The 20,905-nt window shown below is 66.8% G+C and carries 19 protein-coding genes; 7 read left to right on the top strand and 12 right to left on the bottom strand.

Annotated elements, in window-relative coordinates; all coding sequences use genetic code 11:
• Window position 1: 1 nt before the first annotated feature.
• The gene (locus H165_RS0115960) at window positions 2-1,768 is read left to right on the top strand and encodes an FAD-dependent oxidoreductase (RefSeq protein WP_017939945.1); all 1,767 of its coding nucleotides are present in this window, start codon (window positions 2-4) and stop codon (window positions 1,766-1,768) included.
• On the opposite strand, the gene H165_RS0115955 is transcribed toward H165_RS0115960, so the two are convergent.
• The 3 genes from H165_RS0115955 to quiC form a co-directional block, all read right to left on the bottom strand.
• Window positions 1,691-2,197, bottom strand: a complete 507-nt coding sequence (locus H165_RS0115955) for an O-acetyl-ADP-ribose deacetylase (RefSeq protein WP_017939944.1) — start codon at window positions 2,195-2,197, stop codon at window positions 1,691-1,693. The genes H165_RS0115960 and H165_RS0115955 overlap by 78 nt on opposite strands.
• Before the next feature lie 33 nt (window positions 2,198-2,230).
• Window positions 2,231-2,890 (bottom strand): TetR/AcrR family transcriptional regulator, encoded by a 660-nt coding sequence (locus H165_RS0115950; RefSeq protein WP_081609368.1) that lies wholly within the window; start codon window positions 2,888-2,890, stop codon window positions 2,231-2,233.
• Between the two features lie 129 nt (window positions 2,891-3,019).
• On the bottom strand, window positions 3,020-4,930 hold the full coding sequence (quiC, locus tag H165_RS0115945) for a 3-dehydroshikimate dehydratase QuiC (RefSeq protein WP_017939942.1): 1,911 nt from the start codon (window positions 4,928-4,930) through the stop codon (window positions 3,020-3,022).
• A 621-nt stretch (window positions 4,931-5,551) separates the two neighbouring features.
• On the opposite strand from quiC, the gene H165_RS0115940 reads away from it, so the two are divergent.
• Window positions 5,552-6,880 (top strand): MFS transporter, encoded by a 1,329-nt coding sequence (locus tag H165_RS0115940; protein WP_026146675.1) that lies wholly within the window; start codon window positions 5,552-5,554, stop codon window positions 6,878-6,880.
• Between the two features lie 43 nt (window positions 6,881-6,923).
• Here the strand turns inward: H165_RS0115940 and H165_RS0115935 are convergent, their stop codons facing one another.
• The 4 genes from H165_RS0115935 to H165_RS0115920 all read right to left on the bottom strand — a co-directional run bounded on the left by H165_RS0115935 (window position 6,924) and on the right by H165_RS0115920 (window position 10,899).
• Complete coding sequence (locus tag H165_RS0115935; protein WP_017939940.1) at window positions 6,924-7,814, bottom strand: DMT family transporter; 891 nt, start codon at window positions 7,812-7,814, stop codon at window positions 6,924-6,926.
• A gap of 184 nt (window positions 7,815-7,998) precedes the next feature.
• Window positions 7,999-8,814: a sugar phosphate isomerase/epimerase family protein gene (locus H165_RS0115930; protein ID WP_017939939.1), complete on the bottom strand. Its 816-nt coding sequence runs from the start codon at window positions 8,812-8,814 to the stop codon at window positions 7,999-8,001.
• A 61-nt stretch (window positions 8,815-8,875) separates the two neighbouring features.
• On the bottom strand, window positions 8,876-9,928 hold the full coding sequence (locus H165_RS0115925) for a Gfo/Idh/MocA family protein (protein ID WP_017939938.1): 1,053 nt from the start codon (window positions 9,926-9,928) through the stop codon (window positions 8,876-8,878).
• A 194-nt stretch (window positions 9,929-10,122) separates the two neighbouring features.
• On the bottom strand, window positions 10,123-10,899 hold the full coding sequence (locus H165_RS0115920; RefSeq protein ID WP_017939937.1) for an IclR family transcriptional regulator: 777 nt from the start codon (window positions 10,897-10,899) through the stop codon (window positions 10,123-10,125).
• A gap of 268 nt (window positions 10,900-11,167) precedes the next feature.
• On the opposite strand from H165_RS0115920, the gene H165_RS0115915 reads away from it, so the two are divergent.
• Both H165_RS0115915 and tal read left to right on the top strand, forming a co-directional pair.
• On the top strand, window positions 11,168-12,436 hold the full coding sequence (locus H165_RS0115915; RefSeq protein ID WP_017939936.1) for an OprD family porin: 1,269 nt from the start codon (window positions 11,168-11,170) through the stop codon (window positions 12,434-12,436).
• Between the two features lie 218 nt (window positions 12,437-12,654).
• Window positions 12,655-13,578, top strand: a complete 924-nt coding sequence (tal, locus tag H165_RS0115910) for a transaldolase (protein ID WP_017939935.1) — start codon at window positions 12,655-12,657, stop codon at window positions 13,576-13,578.
• Between the two features lie 67 nt (window positions 13,579-13,645).
• Here the strand turns inward: tal and rssC are convergent, their stop codons facing one another.
• Complete coding sequence (rssC, locus tag H165_RS0115905; RefSeq protein WP_017939934.1) at window positions 13,646-14,128, bottom strand: anti-sigma factor antagonist RssC; 483 nt, start codon at window positions 14,126-14,128, stop codon at window positions 13,646-13,648.
• Between the two features lie 21 nt (window positions 14,129-14,149).
• Window positions 14,150-15,334, bottom strand: a complete 1,185-nt coding sequence (gene rssB / locus H165_RS0115900) for a two-component system response regulator RssB (RefSeq protein ID WP_017939933.1) — start codon at window positions 15,332-15,334, stop codon at window positions 14,150-14,152.
• Between the two features lie 208 nt (window positions 15,335-15,542).
• Here rssB and H165_RS0115895 point away from each other — a divergent pair, with 208 nt between their 5' ends.
• Window positions 15,543-15,842 (top strand): PilZ domain-containing protein, encoded by a 300-nt coding sequence (locus tag H165_RS0115895; protein ID WP_017939932.1) that lies wholly within the window; start codon window positions 15,543-15,545, stop codon window positions 15,840-15,842.
• 51 nt (window positions 15,843-15,893) lie between these two features.
• Here the strand turns inward: H165_RS0115895 and H165_RS0115890 are convergent, their stop codons facing one another.
• On the bottom strand, window positions 15,894-16,598 hold the full coding sequence (locus tag H165_RS0115890; RefSeq protein WP_017939931.1) for an MlaA family lipoprotein: 705 nt from the start codon (window positions 16,596-16,598) through the stop codon (window positions 15,894-15,896).
• 221 nt (window positions 16,599-16,819) lie between these two features.
• On the opposite strand from H165_RS0115890, the gene H165_RS0115885 reads away from it, so the two are divergent.
• Window positions 16,820-17,083: a DUF4404 family protein gene (locus tag H165_RS0115885; RefSeq protein WP_017939930.1), complete on the top strand. Its 264-nt coding sequence runs from the start codon at window positions 16,820-16,822 to the stop codon at window positions 17,081-17,083.
• A 62-nt stretch (window positions 17,084-17,145) separates the two neighbouring features.
• Here H165_RS0115885 and queF read toward each other — a convergent pair whose 3' ends face one another.
• Complete coding sequence (gene queF / locus H165_RS0115880; protein ID WP_017939929.1) at window positions 17,146-17,979, bottom strand: NADPH-dependent 7-cyano-7-deazaguanine reductase QueF; 834 nt, start codon at window positions 17,977-17,979, stop codon at window positions 17,146-17,148.
• A 107-nt stretch (window positions 17,980-18,086) separates the two neighbouring features.
• Window positions 18,087-18,632, bottom strand: coding sequence for a cupredoxin domain-containing protein (locus tag H165_RS0115875; protein ID WP_017939928.1), 546 nt, complete (start codon window positions 18,630-18,632; stop codon window positions 18,087-18,089).
• A gap of 169 nt (window positions 18,633-18,801) precedes the next feature.
• Between H165_RS0115875 and fusA the strand changes: the two genes are divergently transcribed.
• Window positions 18,802-20,844 carry an elongation factor G gene (gene fusA / locus H165_RS0115870; RefSeq protein ID WP_017939927.1) on the top strand — a complete coding sequence of 681 codons (2,043 nt, stop codon included), beginning with the start codon at window positions 18,802-18,804 and terminating at the stop codon, window positions 20,842-20,844.
• Window positions 20,845-20,905: the final 61 nt, after the last annotated feature.

Raw genomic sequence — 20,905 nt, 5'->3', positions numbered from 1 at the left:
CATGTCACATCCTGATGCGCTGCACTGCGACGTCCTGGTCATCGGCTCCGGTGCCTCGGGCCTGGCGGCGGCGGTGACTGCCGCCCACCACGGCCTGGAGGTGCTGGTCGCCGAGAAGGAAAGCCTGCTCGGCGGCACCAGTGCCTGGTCCGGCGGCTGGCTGTGGATTCCTCGCAATCCGCTGGCGGTCGCCGAAGGCATCATCGAGGACGGCGATGCGCCGGAGCGCTACCTGCGCGCCCAGGTGCACGCCTCGGAACTGGACGAACGCCAGCGCACCTTCCTGACCCGTGGCCCGGAGATGGTGGCGTTCTTCCAGGAACACACGGCGGTGCGTTTCTACTCGGGCAGCCGCATGCCGGACATGCGCGACGGCGACGGTGCCGTCACCGGCGGCCGCTCGCTGTGCGCCCAGCCGTTCGACGGCCGGCTGCTCGGCGACTGGCTCCACAGGCTGCGGCCGCCACTGGACATCGTCAGCCTGGCCGGAATGGGCATCGCCGGCGGCGCGGACATGGCCAACTTCTTCAATGCCAGCCGCTCGCCGAGGGCTGCCTGGTACGTGGCCGGACGGCTGCTACGGCATTTCCGCGACCGTTTGGTGCACGGCCGCGGCCTGCACTTGGTGAACGGCAACGCGCTGGTCGCCCGCCTGCTGCGCAGCGCCCTGGACCGGAACGTGCGCCTGCTCACCGATGCCCCGGCGCGGACGCTGCTGGAGCGGGATGGCCGGGTGAGCGGGGCACGCCTGGAACTGGCTGGCCGCACCCTGGAGGTTCACGCCCGACGGGGCGTGGTGCTGGCCTGCGGCGGCTTCCCCCACGATCCTGAGCGCATCGCCCAGCTGATGCCTCATGCGCCCAGCGGCCGGGAGCACCATTCCGCCGCGCCGCCCTGCAACACCGGCGACGGCCTGCGTCTGGGCGAACGGATCGGCGGCCGGGTGAGCGACGACCTGGCCCATGCCGGGGCCTGGGCGCCGGTGTCCCTGGTACCGCGCCGGGACGGCAGCACCGGTCACTTCCCGCACCTGATCGAACGGGCCAAGCCCGGCTTCATCGCCGTGCGCCGCGACGGCCGGCGCTTCACCAACGAGGCCGACTGCTACCACGACTTCATGAACGCGCTGTTCGCCGCCACCCCGTCGGGCGAACCCCACGAGGCCTGGCTGATCTGCGACCACCGCGCGCAGCGCCGCTACGGGATCGGCTGGGCCAAGCCCTTTCCCTTCCCGACGGCCTGGTACGAACGCCGCGGCTACCTCCGCAAGGGCCGCACTCTGGCCGAGCTGGCCGCACGCTGCGGCATCGATGCGCAGCAGCTGCAGGCCACGGTGGCGCGCTTCAACCGCTACGCCGCGCAGGGCGAGGACCCGGACTTCGGGCGCGGCCGCTCGGCCTACAACCGCGCCCAGGGCGAGCCGCTGCACGGCCCGAACCCGTCGCTACGGCCGCTCGAGCACGGGCCCTTCTATGCGGTGAAGCTAATCCCCGGCAGCCTGGGCACCTTCGCCGGGCTGCGCACCGACGCCGCGGCGCGGGTGCTGGACGGCAGCGGCCGGCCGATTCCCGGGCTGTTCGCGGTAGGCAACGACATGGCCAGCATCATGGGCGGCCACTACCCGAGCGGCGGCATCACCCTCGGCCCGGGGATGACCTTCGGCTACCTGGCCGGACTGGCGCTGGCCGGCTCAGAGGCCGAGCAGCCGGCGGTAGATCGCCAGGTCCGTGGCGGAGAAGCAGCAGAACAAGACCTCCCGGAGGGCTGAACCATGCAGCGCCTCGCGCACCGTGGTCACCGCGATCTGCGCCGCTTCCTCGGCCGGATAGCCGTAGATGCCGGTGCTGATGCAAGGAAAGGCCAGGGAGTGCAGGCCGTGGCGTGCCGCCAGCTGCAGGCTGTTGCGATAGCAGGCGGCGAGCAGCTCCGCCTCGCCGTGCCGACCGCCGCGCCACACCGGGCCCACGGTATGGATCACGTGACGCGCCGGCAGCCGGTAGCCTGCGGTGATGCGCGCCTCGCCGGTCGGGCAGCCGCCCAGCCTACGGCACTCCTCCAGCAGCCCGGGACCGGCGGCACGATGGATGGCCCCGTCCACTCCACCGCCGCCAAGCAGCGATTCGTTCGCCGCGTTGACGATGGCGTCGACCTGCAGGCAGGTGATGTCGGCCTGCAGGGCATTCAGCAGCATAGTCATGGCGTCACCTCCGCAATCCGCGGCCGGATGGACTCAGACCTGGATATAGCGCAGCACAGCCTCGCAGATCATCTGCTTGTGGCGCTGCTTGATCTGCTCGTCAGCAAGGTCGATCTGGAAGATCTCGCCGAAGGTGTGGCGGTTGGACATGCGGTAGAAGCAGAAGGAGCTGATCAACAGGTGCACGTCGAGCGGGTCGATGCCGCTGCGGAACACTCCCGCCGCCTCGCCGCGGCGGAGGATTTCCGCCAGGGAGTGGAGCATGGTGTTGCTCATCGAGCGGATCGCCGTGGACTTCTTCACGTACTCGCCGTGGTGGATGTTCTCGACGCTGACGATGCGCACGAAATCACCGTTGCGGTCGTGGTGGTCGAAGGCGAACTCCACGGTGCGGCGGATCGCCTCGCGGGGCTCCAGTTCGGTCAGGTGCAGCTCGCTCTCGGTCTTGCGGATGTCGCCGTAAAGCTTCTCCAGCACCTCGACGTAGAGCTGCTCCTTGCTGCCGAAGTAGTAGTAAATCATGCGCTTGGAGGTGTGGGTGCGCTCGGCGATGGCATCCACGCGGGCGCCGGACAGGCCCTCGCTGACGAACTCGGCGATGGCCGCCCTGAGGATGTCCTCTCGGGTCTTTTCCGGGTTGTTCTTGCGGGGGTTGCGCGCGTTGGCGACAGGAGGTTCGGCTATCTCGTTCATGTACAACTCACGGCCATCCGTTGGAATGGGCCGATTATGGGCCGGCAAAACGGCAGAAGGAAGTTGACGCCTCCCGCAGACGGGCTGGGCCGCGTCCCGGAAGGCGTCCGTTGCGGGACTGACGGGACTTCAGAGCCTGGGCTGACGAGCGGCGCCGCTGCGCGTCTTGGCCAGCGCGGCCAGACGTACGGCGACGTTGGCCGCACCGTAGCCGGTATAGCCGTTGCGCCGCTGCAGCAGCTCGAAGAAGAAGCGTCCTTCGAAAGGCTCGGTGTAGACGTGGAACAGCTCGCCACCCTGGGCATCGCGATCGTAGAGCACGTTGTAGTAGGCCAGCTCGCTGAGGAATTCGTCGTCGAAGTCGAAACGCGCGGCCAGGTCGTCGTAGTAGTTGAGCGGGATCTCCAGCAGCGGCACTCCGGCGTCCTTGGCGCGGCTCACCTCGGCGAACAGGTCCTCGCAGGAGAAGGCGATGTGGTGCACGCCGGAGCCGCGGTAGCTGGACAGCGCGTGGGAGATCGCCGTGTTGCGGTTCTCCGAGATGTTCAGCGGCAGGCGCACGGTGCTGCAGCGGCTGCGGATGGCCCGGCTCTTCACCAGGCCGTAGGGGTCAGGTAACACCACCTCGTCGTCGGCCTCGAAGTCGAACAGGCTCTTGTAGAACAACACCCAGCTATCCAGGCTGTCGGCCGGCAGCGCCACGGCCATGTGGTCGATGCGCTTGAGGCTGCCGCTGGGCCGGGCCTGCCCGTCGAGCAGGAAGTCCTTGTCGTAGATGGTCTGCCCCGGTGCACTGCGCTCCACCAGATAGATCAGGCTGCCGTCCGGGGCACGCACCGCGGGGATCTCGGTCTCGTTGGGACCGACCAGGCCGCGGAACGGCTGGCCCCTGAAGGACTGGGCGCGGGCCAGGGCGCCAGCCTGGTCGCGAACCCGCAGCGCGGTGGCGCACAACGAGGGACCATGGGCCTCGAAGAAGTTGCGGGCGAAGGAATAGGGCTCGGCGTTGAGCACCAGGTTGATATCCCCCTGGCGCAGCAGGCTGACCTCCTTGGAACGGTGTCGGCCGACGCGGGCGAAACCGAGTTTCTCCAGCCAGCTAGCCAGGCGCGCACCCTGCTCCTCGTCCACGGCGAACTCGAGGAACTCCACGCCCTCGTAGGGGCTGGCAGGCGGCGGTGCGAACAGTTGCTCCGACTCGGCCAGCGGACTACCCTCCGCGGCCAGGCGCTGCCGAGTTTTCTCCTCCAGGTAGAGCAGCGAGCGCAGGCCGTCGGCGGCATTGGAACGCGGCGGCGCGGCGCGGAAGCCGTCATTGAAGATCTCCAGGGACAGCGGGCCGCGGTAGCCGCTCTTCAGGATCGGCGCCAGGAAGCCGGCCAGATCGAACTCGCCCTGTCCGGGGAAGCAGCGGAAGTGGCGGCTCCACTCCAGCACATCCATGGCCAGGATGGGCGCGTCGGCCATCTGTACGAAGAAGATCCTGTCGCCGGGAATCTCGGCGATGCCGCTCGGGTCGCCCTGGATCGACAGGGTGTGGAAGCTGTCCAGCAACACGCCGAGGGCGGGGTGGTCCACCTCGCGAACGATGTTCCAAACCTGCTGCCAGCTGTTCACGTGGCGGCCCCAGGCCAGGGCCTCGTAGCCGATGCGCAGGCCGCGAGCGCCGGCCCGCTCTGCGAGGCGCTGCAGGTCGTCGGCGATGATACGCGGATCGCCCAGGGAATCCGGTGCCACGTTGCTGCACACCAGAATCAGGTCGGTGCCCAGCTCCTGCATCAGGTCGAACTTGCGCTCGGCGCGGTCGAGATTCTTCTCCAGGCGGTCGCGACGGCAGCCCTCGAAGTCGCGAAACGGCTGGAACAGCGTGATGGCCAGGCCGAGGTCGGCGCATAGCTGACGCACTTCGCGGGGACTGCCGGCGTAGTAGAGCAGATCGTTCTCGAATATCTCCACGCCGTCGAATCCGGCGGCGGCTATGGCTTCGAGTTTTTCCGGAAGTGTACCGCTCAGGGAGACGGTGGCGATCGAACGCTGCATGCTTCAGCTCCTGGTGGGCGCGTGACCTCTGCGGGTCCGGCGCAGGTGAAACGGGTCGCCGGAAGGCGCGCGCAAGGGCGCGTATCCGACAGACAAACCTCTGGTACATCGATTATTCGCAGGGTATTTTCGAACCTCAATGCAAATTGTACGAACTAGTTAGTTTTCTGTTCGTTTAACGAACAAAAGACCGATTATCGAATTGACGGTCTTTCTCTCGCTCCGCAACATCGAATTACGTCGCAGGGCGTCATCCCACGGTCGAAGCCTGCCCTTCCATGCCGGATGCCCGCGAACGAAAACGCCATCAGGCCCGCATAACAATTTCAAGAATCAGGTACATGCCATGCCCGTACTGACCGCCCGCCCAGCCGGTAACACGCACCACGCTTCCCTCGTGCGGCCGAACCTCCCCTCCCGGCTTTCCGTCGCGCTGCCCACTCGGATCGCACGCCCGTCGCCACAAGCGACTGCCGACCTCGACGCCTGAGCCATCAGCGGAACACGCCCCGATCGCTGCCCGCGTCCCGGACCTGCCGGCTCCGGCAGGCCGCCCGCGAGCGCGCGCAGCGTAGAAACAGTTCCGGCGGGTCACCCGCCGCACACAACGGATGAACAACGATGCACCACACTGAAACCCCTGCAATGCCGAGCCTGTCCCGCGGCTCCATCGGCGACAAGATTCGCGGCGCCTTCGCCGTCGGCAGGACCCGCTGGGTCATGCTGCTGCTGGTCTTCCTGGCCACCACCCTGAACTACATCGACCGTGCCGCGCTGGGCATCATGCAGCCGATCCTCGCCGAGAAGATGAACTGGACGGCGATGGACTACGCCAACATCAACTTCTGGTTCCAGGTCGGCTACGCCGTCGGCTTCGTGTTGCAGGGCCGCTTCATCGACAAGGTCGGCGTGAAGCGCGCCTTCTTCATCGCGGTGCTGCTCTGGAGCCTGGCCACCGGCGCCCACGGCCTGGCCACCTCGGCGGTCGGCTTCATGGTCTGCCGTTTCATTCTCGGCCTCACCGAAGCCGCCAACTACCCGGCCTGCGTGAAGACCACCCGCCTGTGGTTCCCGGCCGGCGAACGCGCCCTGGCCACTGGCATCTTCAACGCCGGCACCAACGTCGGCGCCATGCTGACCCCGATGCTGCTGCCGCTGCTGCTCAGCCTGTGGGGCTGGCAGGCGGTGTTCATCGGCATGGGTGCCATCGGCTTCGTCTGGGTGACCGCCTGGGCAATCAAGTACTACAACCCCGAAGAACACCCGAGCGTGCGCAAAAGCGAACTGGCTTACATCCAGCAGGATCCCGAGCCGGAGCAGCCGCAGGTCCCCTTCAGCCGCATCCTGCGCATGCGCGGCACCTGGGCCTTCGCCCTGGCCTACTCGATCACCGCGCCGGTGTTCTGGTTCTACCTGTACTGGCTGCCGCCGTTCCTCAACCAGCAATACAACCTGGGCATCAGCGTCACCCAGATGGGCATCCCGCTGATCGCCATCTGGCTGAGCGCCGACTTCGGCAGCGTGGGCGGCGGCATCCTGTCCTCCTGGCTGATCGGCCGCGGCGTCAAGGCCACCACCGCGCGCCTGGTATCCATGCTGATCTTCGCCTGCACCATCGTCAGCGTAGTGTTCGCTGCCAACGCCAGCGGCCTGTGGATCGCCGTGCTGGCCATCGCCCTGGCGGTGGGTGCGCACCAAGCCTGGACCGCCAACATCTGGAGCCTGGTGATGGACTACACCCCCAAACACCTGGTCAGCTCGGTGTTCGGCTTCGGCGGCATGTGCGCAGCGGTCGGCGGCATGTTCATGACCCAGATCGTCGGCCACGTGCTGACCGCCACCAACAACAACTACGCGGTACTGTTCACCCTGATCCCGACCATGTACTTCCTGGCCCTGACCTGGATGTTCTTCATGGCCCCGCGCAAGGTCGAGACGGTCGAGGACTGATTCCCAGCCAGCGGAAAGCGAGGCCTCCTTCGGGAGGCCTTTTTCATGAGTCGCCGGAACGCCGCTTCTGCAGCCAGACGGCGGCCAGCCCGCTGAGGCAGATCACCGCGATGCCGAACAGCGCGGAAGCCTCGGGAGTATGGGAGAACACCAGAAAGCCGAGCAGCCCGGCGAAGACCATCTGGCAATAGCCGAACGGCGCCAGCAACGCCGGCGCGGCATGCCGGAAAGCCTGGGTGAGGAACAGGTGCGCGGTCATCCCGCAACCGCCCAGCGCCAGCATCAGCAGGCCGTGGCCGAGGCTCGGCACCTGCCAGAAGAACGGCACCAGGGCGCTCATCGCCAGGGTGTTGAACAGGCCGGCGAAGAAGTTGCTGGTGGTCGGGCTGTCGATCCCGCTGAGCATGCGGGTGAGCAACTGGTAGAAGCAGAAACACAGCGCCGAACCGAGCGGCAGGAGGATCGCCGGGGTGAACAGTTCGCCGCCCGGATGGACGATGAACAACACGCCGACGAAGCCCAGGGAAACCGCCAGCCACTGGCCGAGCGTGACCCGCTCGCCGAGCAGCGGCACCGACAGCGCGGTGACCAGCAGCGGCGCGAGGAAGTTGACCGCCGTGGCCTCGGCCAGCGGGATGAACATCAGGCCGCTGGTGAACAACAGGCTGGTGCCGAGCAGGCACAAGGCCCGCAGCACCTGCAGCAGCGGACGCTTGGTGCGCAGCACGCGCAACCCCGATTGCGGCAGGAAGATGCCGGCCATCAACAGGGTGTGCACCACATAGCGCGCCCACACCACCATGATGACCGGGTAGAAACCGGACAGGTATTTCGACAGGGCGTCGTGGCTGGAAAACAGGAAGGTAGCCAGCACGATGAGCAGGATGCCCTTGAATGGCTGGCTCGCGCCGGAAAGCGCGCGGGAGGTACTCATCGGAGATCCTTGCCCGGAGCGTGGAACCGCTCCGGTGCATGATGAATGGTTGCGAAAGGATATAGAGCCCGGCACCGGCGCTCAATTCATCGAATGGCCAGCATCGGGCCGTAGGGTGCGCCGTGCGCACCGACAGGGAGAAACCCGGGAGTCCGGGTGAACGGTGCGCGCGGCGGTTCGGGTATCAGACCCGGCTCAGGACTTCACGCGCCTTGTCCAGCGCCATCCGCGCCCGCTCCTGGGCACTGACGCCCTGCTCCATCAACTGCCGAGTGGGGATTTCCAGGCTCAGCGGCACCGTCGCCGGCAATGCGCGCAGCAGGCTGGCCAGGTCGCAGTCGCCATCGCCGGGGAAACGCCGCTCGTTGCGTGCCTGGCGGAGGATCTCGTCCATGTCGTCCGGGCGCGGGCCGGCCACGTCGCACAGCTGGGCATAACGGATGCGTCCCGGCAGCAGCGCCGGCAGATCCGCCAGCGAGGAACCGGAGCGGTCGAAGTGGAAGGCGTCGACCAGCACGCAGCCGTTGTCGCGGCCGGCGTTTTCCACCACACGCAGGGCCTGCCTGAGATCGCGCACGTCGGTCCAGGGCATGAATTCCAGGTGCGGGCGGATGGCGTAGTCGCGTGCCAGGTCACAGAGCGCGGCGAAGTTGTCGGTCAGGCGCGCCTCGTCAGGGTCGTTGCCAGCGATCAGCAGCTCGCTGCCGCCGAACTCGGCACCGACCTCAAGGATCCGGGCGAAGTCGGCGACCCGGGTTTCCGGCTTCAGGCGAAGGATTTCCAGGTCCAGCACGCGCACGCCGGTGTCGCGCAGACGGGTCAGAGTCTGGCGGCGCAGCTCGGCATCGGCCACCAGCGGGAAGTGGTGCTCCTCGGGGGTCGCCGGCACCAGGCGCAGGCCGACGTGGCTGTAGCCGGCACGGGCGGCGACTTCCACCATCTCCGGCGGGGAAAGTTCGAGAACGGTCAGAGCGGCAAGGGAATAGATGCGTTCGGTCATGGAGGCTTGCTTCAAGGGGATGGTCCGGGCCCGCCTGACGGGCCCAGTGGAAAGGGTTCGTCTAGCCCACCGGCTCCGGAGCACAGGCCCGGCCGCTCTCGGCGGCTCGGCGGATGGCCTCGATCAGCGCCAGGGTACGCCCGGCATCGGCGGCGGTCACCAGCGGCTCGGCCTCGCTGCGGGCCACCGCGACGAAGTGCTCCAGCTGACGGCGCAACGCCTGATCCGGGGCGTGGCTCTCCTCGTGACTCAGCAGCGGCTGGTGCCAGCCGGCGCCGGGCTTCGCGTAGTACCAGCGGCGCAGCTGCGGCACGCTGAGCGCTCCGCGCGTGCCGGCGAACAGGTAGCAGGGCTGGTCTGGCTGGCGCGGGTAGACCGGGTTCTCGCCGGAATCCAGCTCCCAGCTCCAGGGCGCGGCCACCGCGTCGGAGCCGATCAGGCTGCCCAGGGCACCGCTCTCGAACTGCAGCAGCACCGCCGCGCTGTCTTCGTTGGCGAAGCCGCGCACGCCGTTGCTGGTGAAGGCCTGTACCTGGCGTACCTCGCCGCACAGGTGGCGCAGCAGGTCGAGGTCGTGGATCAGGTTGGTGAGCAGGAAGCCGGCACCCGGCTCGCGGCGCCAGGGCACGTCGAAATAGCTATCCGGCTTCTGCAACTGCCAGAGGGCGGTGACATTGATCAGCCGGCCAAGGACGCCGCTGGCGATCAGCTCGCGTGCCCTGGCGATCAGTGGGTTGTGGCGGCGATGGTGGCCGACCAGCACCGGCACGCCGTGGCGACGGGAGGCCTCGACCAGCATGCGCACCTCGTCCAAGCAGACGCCCACCGGCTTCTCCACCAGCACTGGCACCCCGGCCTCGATGCAGTCCAGGGCCGTGCTCACATGCAGGTTGTTGGGGGTGGCGATCAGCGCTGCCTGCGGGCGCACCTGCTCCAGCATCGTACGGTGCTCGGCGTAGTACGGCACCCCGCATTCGGCGGCGAAGGCCGCGGCTTGCTCGCCGGGATCGGCCACCGCGCAGAGCCGCGCGGCCGGTACCTCACGCAAGTGCTGACAGTGCTGACGGCCCATGCTGCCGGCGCCGATCAGGGCGATGCGTAGGGGGGAATCCAAGGGCGCTCCTCACTTGTGATTGTTCTGCGGACGGCGATTCAGGAAAAACGCCGGCAATTTAGAACCAGGTTCCATTTATAAACAAGCGAGGAAGGCACAAGACCGTGCGATTACCGCACGAGAGCGCATGGACAGCCGGAGGCTGGCAGCAATCAGGACAAGACGGGGACGCAGCCCGGGGCTGCGCCCGCAGGTCAGACGAACAGTTCCGAGGCGGGACTGGCGGCGGACAGCTCGGCGGCGGCGGACAGCAGCTGCGGCGCCAACTCGTGGATGCGCGCCTCGGGCAGCCGCGCGCTGGGCCCGGCAATGCTCAGCACGCCGATAACCCGGCCTTCGAGGGGATGGCGCACCACCGCCGCCAGGGCCGACATGCCCAGCGCCGAGCTTTCCACTACCCAGGCATAGCCACGCGCACGGGCCAGGCGCAGACGGGCCAGCAGCTCGTCGGTGCTGCGCGGCGCGTTGGGCCCGAACAGGGCCGGGTCATCGATGCCCTGCCGCTCCACCAGGGCCAGCGCCTCCTCGTCGCTCATGCTGGCCAGCCAGGCATGTCCCGAAGCGGTGTAGAACAGCGGCGCGTCGCGGCCCATGTCCGGGTCGTAGCGCAGGCCGGAACGGGCGCCCTGGGATTTGGCTATCCAGGTCTGGCGGTCGCCGTCGATCACCCCGAGGCGCACCAGCTCGCCGCACTCCCCGGCCAGGCGATCGAGGATCGGCTGGACGATGTCGGCGCCGCTGCTGGACAGGTAGCGAAAAGCCACGGCGATCAGCTTGGTGGACAGTTGGTAGCGCAGGTTCTCCGGATTCTGGCGCACGTAGCCCAAGCGGATCAGCTCGGCCAGCATGCGGTGGGTGGCGCTCTTGGGAATGCTCAACTCGTCGGCGAGACTTTGCATCGGCAAGCCACGCGGTTCGCTGGCAAGCCGTTCCAGCAGGCTGAAGGCTCGTTCGATCTGGCTACCGGCCATGAGGTCTGGGTTCCTGTCCGAAATATCCGGCGGATTCTAAAGACAATCCGTCCGCCCGGAAAACACGCCTTCACCCGGCAGTGACCGCCTGCCAAAATGTTCTAACCAGTTAATTAATGTTCGGTATTCGCCCAAATTGGCGATTATCGGATTGAAAGCGGGACCAGCCAGCTCGCACTATCCCGCCAGCCGCGAAGCGCCGGGCCGCTCCTTCCTGGCCTGTGCTCTTCCTGCCTTCAACACTCATAACGACAAAAAGGTCCCTGACATGCTCCAGCAAAGCTCGCTGTCTGCTGCCCGCCTGTTACCCGCCCCCCTGGCCCTGGCCATTGCCGCCACCGCCCTGCCCGCTTCGGCCGCAGGCTTGTTCGACGACGCCAAGGCGACTCTGAACCTGCGCAACTTCTATTTCCACCGCAACTACGTGGATGACAGCTCCCAGGGTAAGGCCCAGGAGTGGACCCAGAGCTTCATCCTCGACGCCCGCTCCGGCTTCACCGAAGGCACCGTCGGCTTCGGCGTCGACGTGCTCGGTCTGTGGTCGGTCAAGCTGGACGGAGGTCGCGGCACCCGCGGCACCCAGTTGCTGCCGGTGATGGATGACGGCCGCCCGGCCGACGACTTCGGTCGCCTCGCCGTGGCGGCCAAGGCGAAGGTTTCCAATACCGAAATCAAGGTGGGCGAATGGGCGGCGGTGCTGCCGATCCTGCGTTCCGACGACGGCCGCTCGCTGCCGCAAACCTTCCGCGGCGGGCAGATCACTTCCAGGGAAATCGACGGTCTGACCCTCTACGCCGGCCAGTTCCGCGGCAACAGCCCGCGCAACGACGGCAGCATGGATGACCTGTCGCTGTCCGGCGACAGGTCCGGCGCCACCTCGGACCGCTTCAACTTCGGCGGCGCGGAATACAGCTTCAACGACAATCGCACCATGATCGGCGCCTGGTACGCCGAGCTGGAGGACATCTACAACCAGCGCTACTTCAACCTGGTGCACAGCCAGCCGCTCGGCGACTGGACCCTGGGGGCCAACCTCGGCTACTTCCTCGGCGACGACGACGGTAGCGCCAAAGCCGGCAAGCTGGACAACAAGACCTGGTCCGGACTGTTCTCCGCGCGCTACGGCAACCAGACCTTCTACGTCGGCCTGCAGAAGGTGGACGGCGACAGCGCCTGGATGCGCGTCAACGGCGCCAGCGGCGGCACCCTGGCCAACGACAGCTACAACTCCAGCTACGACAACGCCAAGGAACGTTCCTGGCAGCTGCGCTACGACTACAACTTCGCTGGCTGGGGCATCCCGGGCCTGACCCTGATGACCCGCTACATCAGCGGCGACAACGTGCACGTGGCCAACACCACCGATGACGGCAAGGAATGGGGCCGCGAGTCCGAGCTGGCCTACACCGTGCAGAGCGGCACCTTCAAGGACCTCAACGTCAAGTGGCGCAACTCCAGCATGCGTCGCGACTGGGGCAATACCAACAGCTTCGACGAGAACCGCCTGATCATCAGCTATCCGCTGTCGCTGCTGTAAGCATCCCCTTGCCCGTCACCCAGCGGGCTGCCCTCCTGCCCCCGCGCAGGAGGGCTTTTTTCATGTCCACGCCTCGCTCCCTGCCTCGCCCCCATTGGCCACCTGCCACCCGCCCGAACGCCGCCCGGAGCAGCTCCGGATGCCCGCCGTACTGCCCGTTGCTGACGCCGCCACGCCTCGGTTAAGGTCGGAACACAAGCGCAGACAAGGCCATCACCATGACTTCCAAGCTGGACCAACTGAAAGCCGTCACCACCGTGGTCGCCGACACCGGCGACATCGACGCCATCGCCCGGCTCAAGCCGGTCGACGCCACCACCAACCCATCCCTGCTGCTCAAGGCCGCCGCCCTGCCCCGCTACGCCCGGCTCCTGCAGGAAGCCGTGGCTGGCTGTGATGGCGACCTCGGCCTGGCCTGCGACCGCTTTGGCGTGGCGGTCGGCCAGGAGATCCTCAAGGTGATTCCCGGGCGCATCTCCACCGAGGTGGACGCCCGCTTGTCCTTCGACAGCCGCGCCACTCTGCAGCGAGCCGAGCGCCTGATCGGCCTCTACGAGCAGGCCGGCATCGGCCGCGAGCGGGTGCTGATCAAGATCGCCGCCACCTGGGAAGGCATCCGCGCCGCCGAGCAGCTGGAGAAGGCCGGCATCCAGACCAACCTGACCCTGCTGTTCTCCTTCGCCCAGGCGGTGGCCTGCGCCGACGCCGGGGTGTACCTGATCTCGCCCTTCGTGGGCCGCATCTACGACTGGTACAGAAAAGCCGAAGGCCGCGACTTCACCGGCGCCGAGGACCCCGGCGTGCGCTCGGTGACGCGTATCTACCGCCACTACAAGGCCAACGGCTACCCCACCGTGGTGATGGGCGCGAGCTTCCGCAACCTCGGCCAGATCGAGCAGCTGGCCGGCTGCGATCGCCTGACCATCAGCCCCGAGCTGCTCCAGCAGCTGGCCGAGGACCAGGGCCCGCTGGAGCGCCGGCTGGCCCCCAATCAGCCCGGCGAAGCGCGCCAGACGCTGGACGAGGCGGCGTTCCGCTGGCAGCTGAACGAGGACGCCATGGCCACCGAGAAGCTGGCCGAGGGCATCCGCCTGTTCGCCCGCGACCAGGAGAAACTGGAAGCCCTGCTGGCCAAGCTCTGAGCGTTCGCATGCGGAGACGAAAAACGCGCGCCACAGGGCGCGCGTTTGCTTTGGAGCTGCGAAGCGGTCAGCTGCGCTCGAGGGCGTTGACCAGGTCGTGGAAAGCTTCGCGGTTGGACTCGTTGAGGCCCATGAGGATCTTGTGGGCCTCCAGCACCTTGGCCTTCACCACGTCCTCGGACTGGTCCTGGGACGGCAGGTCGTCCAGAGCTCCCGGACAGGCCACCGGGCGGTCGACGATGTTGAACACCTGATCGAAGCCCATGGATTCCAGCACCCGAGTGACGTCGTCGTTGGTGGTCACCAGCGTCGGCAGCAGGCCGACCTTCTGCCGGGACAGGATGGACAGCTTGGCAAGCAGCCCCAGGGTGGTGCTGTCGATGCTCAGGGTTTCGGTGAGATCAATGATGATCGCGTTGAAATTCCGGGCGGAGAAGATGCTCTCGATCGTGGCATCCAGCGCCGAACAGAGAGTCAGGCGCACTTCGCCGATGAACTTGAGGACGAAGGTGCCGTCCTGCTCGGCGAATTGAATTCTACCGGTACTCATGCATGCCTCTCATGCGCTTGCTCATGCAAAGTTTCGGGTCAGGACCAGCAGGGCTATGTCGTCGGGCATGTCGGCGAGGTCGTTCAGGCCGAACACCTCGCGCAGGCCGTTGAGGGTCCCCCCTGCCTTGCATACCAGTTCGGGCAGCGCCGCTTCCTTATCTTTGAGCGTGTCGCCGGGCAAAAGGTCCAGAATGCCATCGGACAGCAAGGTGATGCTGAAGGAGCCTGGCATCTCCATCACCAGGTCAGTGTAGGTGGCGTCCTCGAACAACCCCACCGGCAGCCCCTTGCCTTCCAGGTAGCGGGCCTGGCCTTCGCTGTACAGCACTGGCAGCGGCAGGTGGCCGCCGATGCTGTAGGTCAGTGTGCCGGCCGCCTGGTCGATCACCCCGCCGAGCATGGTCACGTGCTTGCCCAGCTTGCAGTTGATCAGCCCCCGGTTGATGTGCGCGAGCACGTCGGAGGGCTTGAACGGCGGCAGCTTGCCACCGCGGCGCGACTCATAGAGCAGCCGGGTGGTCATGAACTTGAGCAGCACGGTGACGAACGCCGAGGAGGCGCCGTGACCGGACACGTCGGCCAGGTAGAAGGCTACCCGGTGTTCGTCGAGGCGGAAGTAGTCGACGAAGTCGCCGGACAGGTACAGCGAGGGAATGATCTGGTGGGAAAAGCTCAGGTCATCCGCCTGCCAGGGGGTGAGCGGGAGCATGTTCATCTGCACCTGGCGGCCGGCGTTCTGGTCTTCCTGCAGCAGGTGCAGGCTGGCCTCCAGCTCCCGGTTGGCGGTTTCCAGCTTCTCGCGGTATCGGCGGTTCTCCAGACGCAGGCGCGCGCGGTCCAAGGCACGCTGAACCGAGTGTTCGAGGACGCTGAGATCCTCCAGGGGCTTGATCAGGTAATCGGCGGCGCCCAGGCGCAAGGCCTCGACCACGTCGCTCATGCCGCCGGCGCCGGAGACCACGATCACCGGCACCTCGGCCTCGAGGGCGCTGATCCGACGGATCAGCTCCAGGCCGTCGATCTGTGGCATGCGCAGATCGCAGATCACCAGGTCGGGCTTGTCGCGCTCGAATACTTCCAGCCCCTGCAGACCATTGGCGGCCTGCAAGACGCTGAAACCGCTGTCTTCCAGATAGGCCGCCAGACTGGCACGGACTACGTCGTCGTCGTCGATGATCAGCAGCGTGGCACTGGGATTGTGCATGGGATACCAGGCATACGGCGCCAGGAAAATTGACGAAAGCGCCGGGGACCGCCCCTGGACGCGTGTACTCGGTTCACATCAAGGCGCAGACGGTACTCCCATCCGGGGACCGATTCAAGCTCGACGCCCCTGCTCTGACGCCGCCTTTACAGTTGCAATAATCGAAGGTTATAAGAGCCTAACCAGCCTATATACAGAGGATCGGCGCATGTCCCGCAACGACCGCGACTACAGCGAGAAACGCGACTTCATCCGCATGCGCCTGGAAGTCCCCGTCACCCTGGTCCATGCCGGCCGGGAGATCCCGGCGATCTGCCTGGACCTGTCGAGCAGCGGCATGCAGCTGGAAGCCGACTGCGCGCTGAGCGTCGGCGACCGCGTGCGGGTCCTGATCCCGTCCGCCCATGCCCAGCTCAAGGGGCTGGACGCCGAAGCCGAGGTGGTGCGTCTGGTCACCCTGGACTCCGGCCGCCAGGCGCTGGGGCTAGCCATCGTCAACCTCAGCTGAGGTCTGCCTTGCGGGCTCCTGCCGGCGCGGGAGCCCGAGGCGCACGAGGACTCAGAAGTCGTCCTCGACCTCCCCGTTCTTGACCTTGAACTCGCGGTTCTGCAGATAGACGTTGCGGATGAACACGTACTTGTCGCCACTGATCAGCTTCTCGGCGGAGAGCAGATTGGCGCGGGTGTCGATGGCATCCACGGCGAAGGTCACGTTGCGGGTCGGCACGTGGTCGATGTAGGGGTATGGGCCGAGGTAGCCGTCCGGAATCCGCGCTGGGGCATCGCGCAGGGTGCTCGGGCCGAAGAACGGCAGCACCAGGTACGGGCCGCTGCCCACGCCCCAGGCGCCCAGGGTCTGGCCGAAGTCCTCGTCGTTGCGGTCCAGGCCCATCTTGGTGGCGACGTCGAAGAAGCCGAGCAGGCCGAAGGTGGTGTTGAACAGCAGGCGGCTGGCATCCACACCAGCGGCATGGAACTTGCCCTGCAGCAGGTCGTTCACCAGGTTGCCGACGTCACCCACATTGCTGAAAACGTTGTGAACCCCGTCCTCAAGGAACTGCGGCGTGACCTTCTGGTAGCCCTGGGCCAGGGGCTTCATGGCGTAGGTGTCGAGGGTGTCGTTGAAGGTGAAGATCGCCCGGTTGAAACCTTCCCAGGGGTCTTCCTCGGTGGCGCCGCTGGCGACCAGCGGGAGCAGCGCCAGGCCGGCACAGGCCAGGCAACGCCCCAGCCGATCGATCCAGTTCGCAGCTGGCAAACGCATTGCAATCTCTCCATGAGAGTGGATGTGCGACGCCCCATGATGCCGAGACGCCATATTGTGTGGCGCGCAGTATAAAGCCTCGCCTGTCGCTTAGGCAGCCCACCGCCACTAGCGGGCAGGAACTGCGATCTCGTGTCCGGGCAGAGGCCGTCGGCATGGAGTAGGCTTTAGGCATGGACTGTCGCCTGGCGATGGGGTCGCCGACAATGGAGGGAATACGCATGCCTGCCCGCGAACTGCAACAGCAACTCAACGAATTGCGCGAACAGCTCGAAACGGGTGCCCCGCTGTCCGCCGAGGATCAGGAGCGGCTGCGCGACCTGATCCGGCAGATCGAGCTGAAGCTGGAACTGGAAACCGTCACGCCGGACACCGGCCTGGTGGACGGCGTCAACCTCGCGGTGGAACGCTTCGAACTGGAACACCCGACCCTGGCCGGGACCTTGCGCAACATCGTGCAAAGCCTGGCGAACATGGGCATCTGATGCACCCACGCGCGGCGGGCTACAGGCCTGCCGCCCTCCCTTCCTTTTCCGTTGTTACTGGCTTACTGACGCACCAGCCGGCGGTTGTCCGGGGTGATCGGCGCCGTGCTGCGGTAGGGGTTGATGTCCAGCCCGCCACGCCGCACGTAGCGGGCATGGACACTCAGCCACTCGGGCTCCAGACACTTCTGCAGGTCGAGGAAGATGCGCTCCACGCACTGCTCGTGGAAGTCGGCATGCTGGCGGAAGCTCACCAGATAGGCCAGGAAGCTGGCCCGATCCAGACGCCGGCCGCCACGGTAGTCGACCACCACGCTGCCCCAGTCGGGCTGCCCGGTGACCGGACAGTTGGACTTCAACAGATGGCTGTGGAAGCGGTCCTCGGCCCCATCCTCCGCCACGACGCGCAGCAGTTCCGGGCGCGGCTGGCTGTAGTCGGACACCTCGATGTCCAGATCATCGATGCACTCGCCAGGAGGCGTCGCCACGCCTTCGGCCGCCACTGCGTCCAGATCCCGCACGCGCACCGCCACCGGGGCGCCGGCGGCGGCGGACAGGTCGCGGGTCAGCACCGCCTGCAGCTCGCCGTGATCGGCGAAGCGGCTCTGGTTCAAGGAGTTCAGGTAGAGCTTGAAGGACTTGGACTCGATGATGTTCGGCGAATCGGCAGGGATCGCGAACTCGCCGATGGCCACCACCGGCTTGCCCGAGGGCAGCAGCCAGGACAGCTCGTAGCAGTTCCAGTAGTCGACCCCCTGGTACGGCAAGTTGCCGCCGTCCAGCCCCAGCTCTGCCCACTTGGTTGCGCGGGAGATGGGGAACAGCAACTCGGGGCTGTAGGTGGAAACGTACTCGCTGGGCTTGCCCAGGGGGGAATGTTCGGCAGGATGCTGCATGGCTAGAACCTGGTGGAGCTAAAAACCACCCAGTGTATACAGAGTTGCCGGCAAATGCTCTGCCCCGCCGGCTGCGCAGCGCCAGGCCCGGCGCTGCGTAGTACGCCTCAGGGGACGATGCGCAGCCTGCCGGCCATGCCCGCCTGATAGTGGCCGGGAATGTTGCAGGCGAACTCCAGCTCCGCGGCCCTGGTGAAGGTCCAGGTCAGCTCGGCGTTCTTGCCCGGCTCGACCAGCACGCTGTTGGGGTCGTCGTGCTGCAGCATGCCGTGTCCGCCGGCGTCCGTGCCGTGCCCCATGTGGGCGTGGTCCCTGTGCGCCATTCCGGTGGGAGTCAGCAGGCCCTGCTCGAGCATCCGAGCCATTTGCTTCTGGTGTTCGGCATGCATGGCGGCACTGCCCAGGCCGAACTCGTGGAGCAGGCTGCCCTCGTTCTTCAGCACGAAGCGCACCGTCTCGCCAGCCTTCACCTGCAGACTGGCCGGTCCGTAGAACATCTCACCCATGCGGATCTCCACGCTGCGGGTGGCCTCGGCGGCGCCGGCCGGGTGGCCGAAGTCGTAGTGTTGCGAGTGACCCTGAGCATGGCCGGCGTCGGCCAGGGCGGGAGTGGCGAAGAGTACGGCAAGCAGCGGAAGAAGATGGGCGGACATGCAGGACCTCGAGGTGTTCAGTCTCCAGCCAGTATGACCGACGACTCCGCCGTTCACGAGCGAGGCCGAGAGCCCATGCGTAACCTTTTTTGCCGGCCTCCCGGGCCTTCCGCCGAGCGGTCGGCGGTGCCTGCCTATACTGCTGGTACCCCGGAATGCGGAGGTGGTCATGAGCTATTCGGTCCAAGACATCCGCAGCATCGCCTTGGTCGGGCAGAGCAACGGCGGCAAGACCAGCCTGGTCGAAGCACTGCTCCAGCGCAGCGGCGCCATCGGCAGCATGGGCAGTCTCGAACGCGGCGACACGGTCTGCGACTTCGATCCCCTGGAACGCGAATACCGCCACTCCCTAAGTTCGGCGCTGGCGCACTGTTCGCACGCCGGCGCCGAGATCAACCTCATCGACACTCCCGGCTATCCCGACTTCATCGGCCAGGCCATCGCCGCCCTGGCCGCGGTAGAGACCGCCTTGGTAGTGGTCAACGCGCAGAGCGGCATCGAGCTGATGACCCGGCGGATGATGGCTCTAGCTGCCGAGCGCGGCCTGTGCCGGATCCTGGTGGTCAACAAGATCGACGCCGAACGGCTCGACCTGCCCGGCCTGGTCGCCGAACTGCGCGAGACCTTCGGTAAGGAAGTGCTACCCATCAACCTGCCGGCCGACGGCGGCAGCCGCGTGGTGGACTGCTTCTTCACGCCGGACGGCGAGGCCGACTTCTCCTCCGTGGCAGAGGCCCACCAAGCGCTGGTCGATCAGGTGGTGGAGGTGGACGAGGAGCTGATGGCCCGCTACCTGGAACAGGGCGAGATCAGCCCCGAGGAGCTCCACGAGCCCTTCGAGCGGGCGCTGCGCGAGGGCCACCTGATCCCCCTGTGCTTCGTCTCGGCACGCACCGGAGCCGGGGTCGACGAGTTGCTGGAGATCCTCGCCCGCCTCGCCCCCAACCCGCTGGAAGGCAACCCACCGCTATTCCTCAAGGGCCAGGGTCCGGACGCCCAGCCGTTCCGCTCCACCCCCGATCCTGAGGCCCACGTGCTGGCCCACGTGTTCAAGGTGGTGATGGACCCCTTCGTCGGCAAACTGGGCATCTTCCGCGTCCACCAGGGCACTCTGCAGCGCGACATGCAGCTGTTCGTCGGCGATGGCCGCAAGCCGTTCAAGTTGGGCCACCTGCTGCGCCTGCAGGGCAAGCGCCACGAGGAAGTGCCTCGGCTGATCCCCGGCGACTTCGGCGCCCTCACCAAAGTGGAGGATGTGGAGTTCGACACGGTACTGCACGACTCCCACGACGAGGATCAGATCCGCCTCAAACCGCTGGACTTCCCCGAGCCCATGCTCGGCCTGGCCATCGAGGCCAGGCGGCGCGGCGACGAGCAGCGCATCGCCGAGGTGCTCTCCCGCCTGCAAGCGGAAGACCCCTGCGTCAAGCTGGACTACCGGGCGGCGACCCAAGAGACCGTGCTGCGCGGCATGGGCGAACTGCACCTGCGTTACCTGCTCGACCGCCTGGCGGGCAACTACAAGCTGGAGGTGGACACCCGCCCGCCCCGGGTACCCTATCAGGAAACCATCACCCGCCGGGCCGAAGGCCACTGCCGGCACAAGAAGCAGACCGGCGGCGCCGGCCAGTTCGGCGAGGTATTCCTGCGCGTCGAGCCGCTGCCGCGCGGCGCGGGCTTCGAATTCGTCGACGAGATCAAGGGCGGGGTGATCCCCTCGCAGTTCATCCCCTCCGTGGAGAAAGGCGTGCGTGCAGCCATGGAGAACGGCCCGCTGGCCGGCTTTCCGGTGGTGGACGTGCGGGTCACCGTCTACGACGGCAAGCACCACCCGGTGGATTCCAAGGACATCGCCTTCCAGGCCGCCGGCCGCAAGGCCATGCTCGACGCTCTGCGCAACGCCGGCTGCATGATCCTGGAGCCCATAGTGGCCATCGAGATCAGCGCCCCGGAAGCGAAGATCGGCGACATCACCACCGACCTGATCGCCCGCCGCGGCCAGGTGCTCGGTACCGAAACGCTGTCTCTGGGCCTGGCGGCAATCCGCGGCCAGGTGCCGCTGGCCGAGCTGGAAGGCTATGCCGGACGGCTCAAGTCGCTCACCTCCGGCCAGGGCAGCTACAGCATCCTCCTCGACCACTACGACCGCGTGCCGCAGGACGTGCAGCAGCGCCTGGCGGCAGACTTCAAGGGTGTGCAGGACGAGGACTGATGCGGTCGGCGCTGCCGACCCGGGCGGCAACAGGGTGGGCGCGCCCCACCCTGCCGATCGG

The organism is Pseudomonas thermotolerans DSM 14292, assembly GCF_000364625.1.
Lineage (GTDB): Bacteria > Pseudomonadota > Gammaproteobacteria > Pseudomonadales > Pseudomonadaceae > Aquipseudomonas > Aquipseudomonas thermotolerans.
Note: the sequence above shows the minus strand (reverse complement) of the source record. Positions and strands in the feature narration are given on the sequence as shown.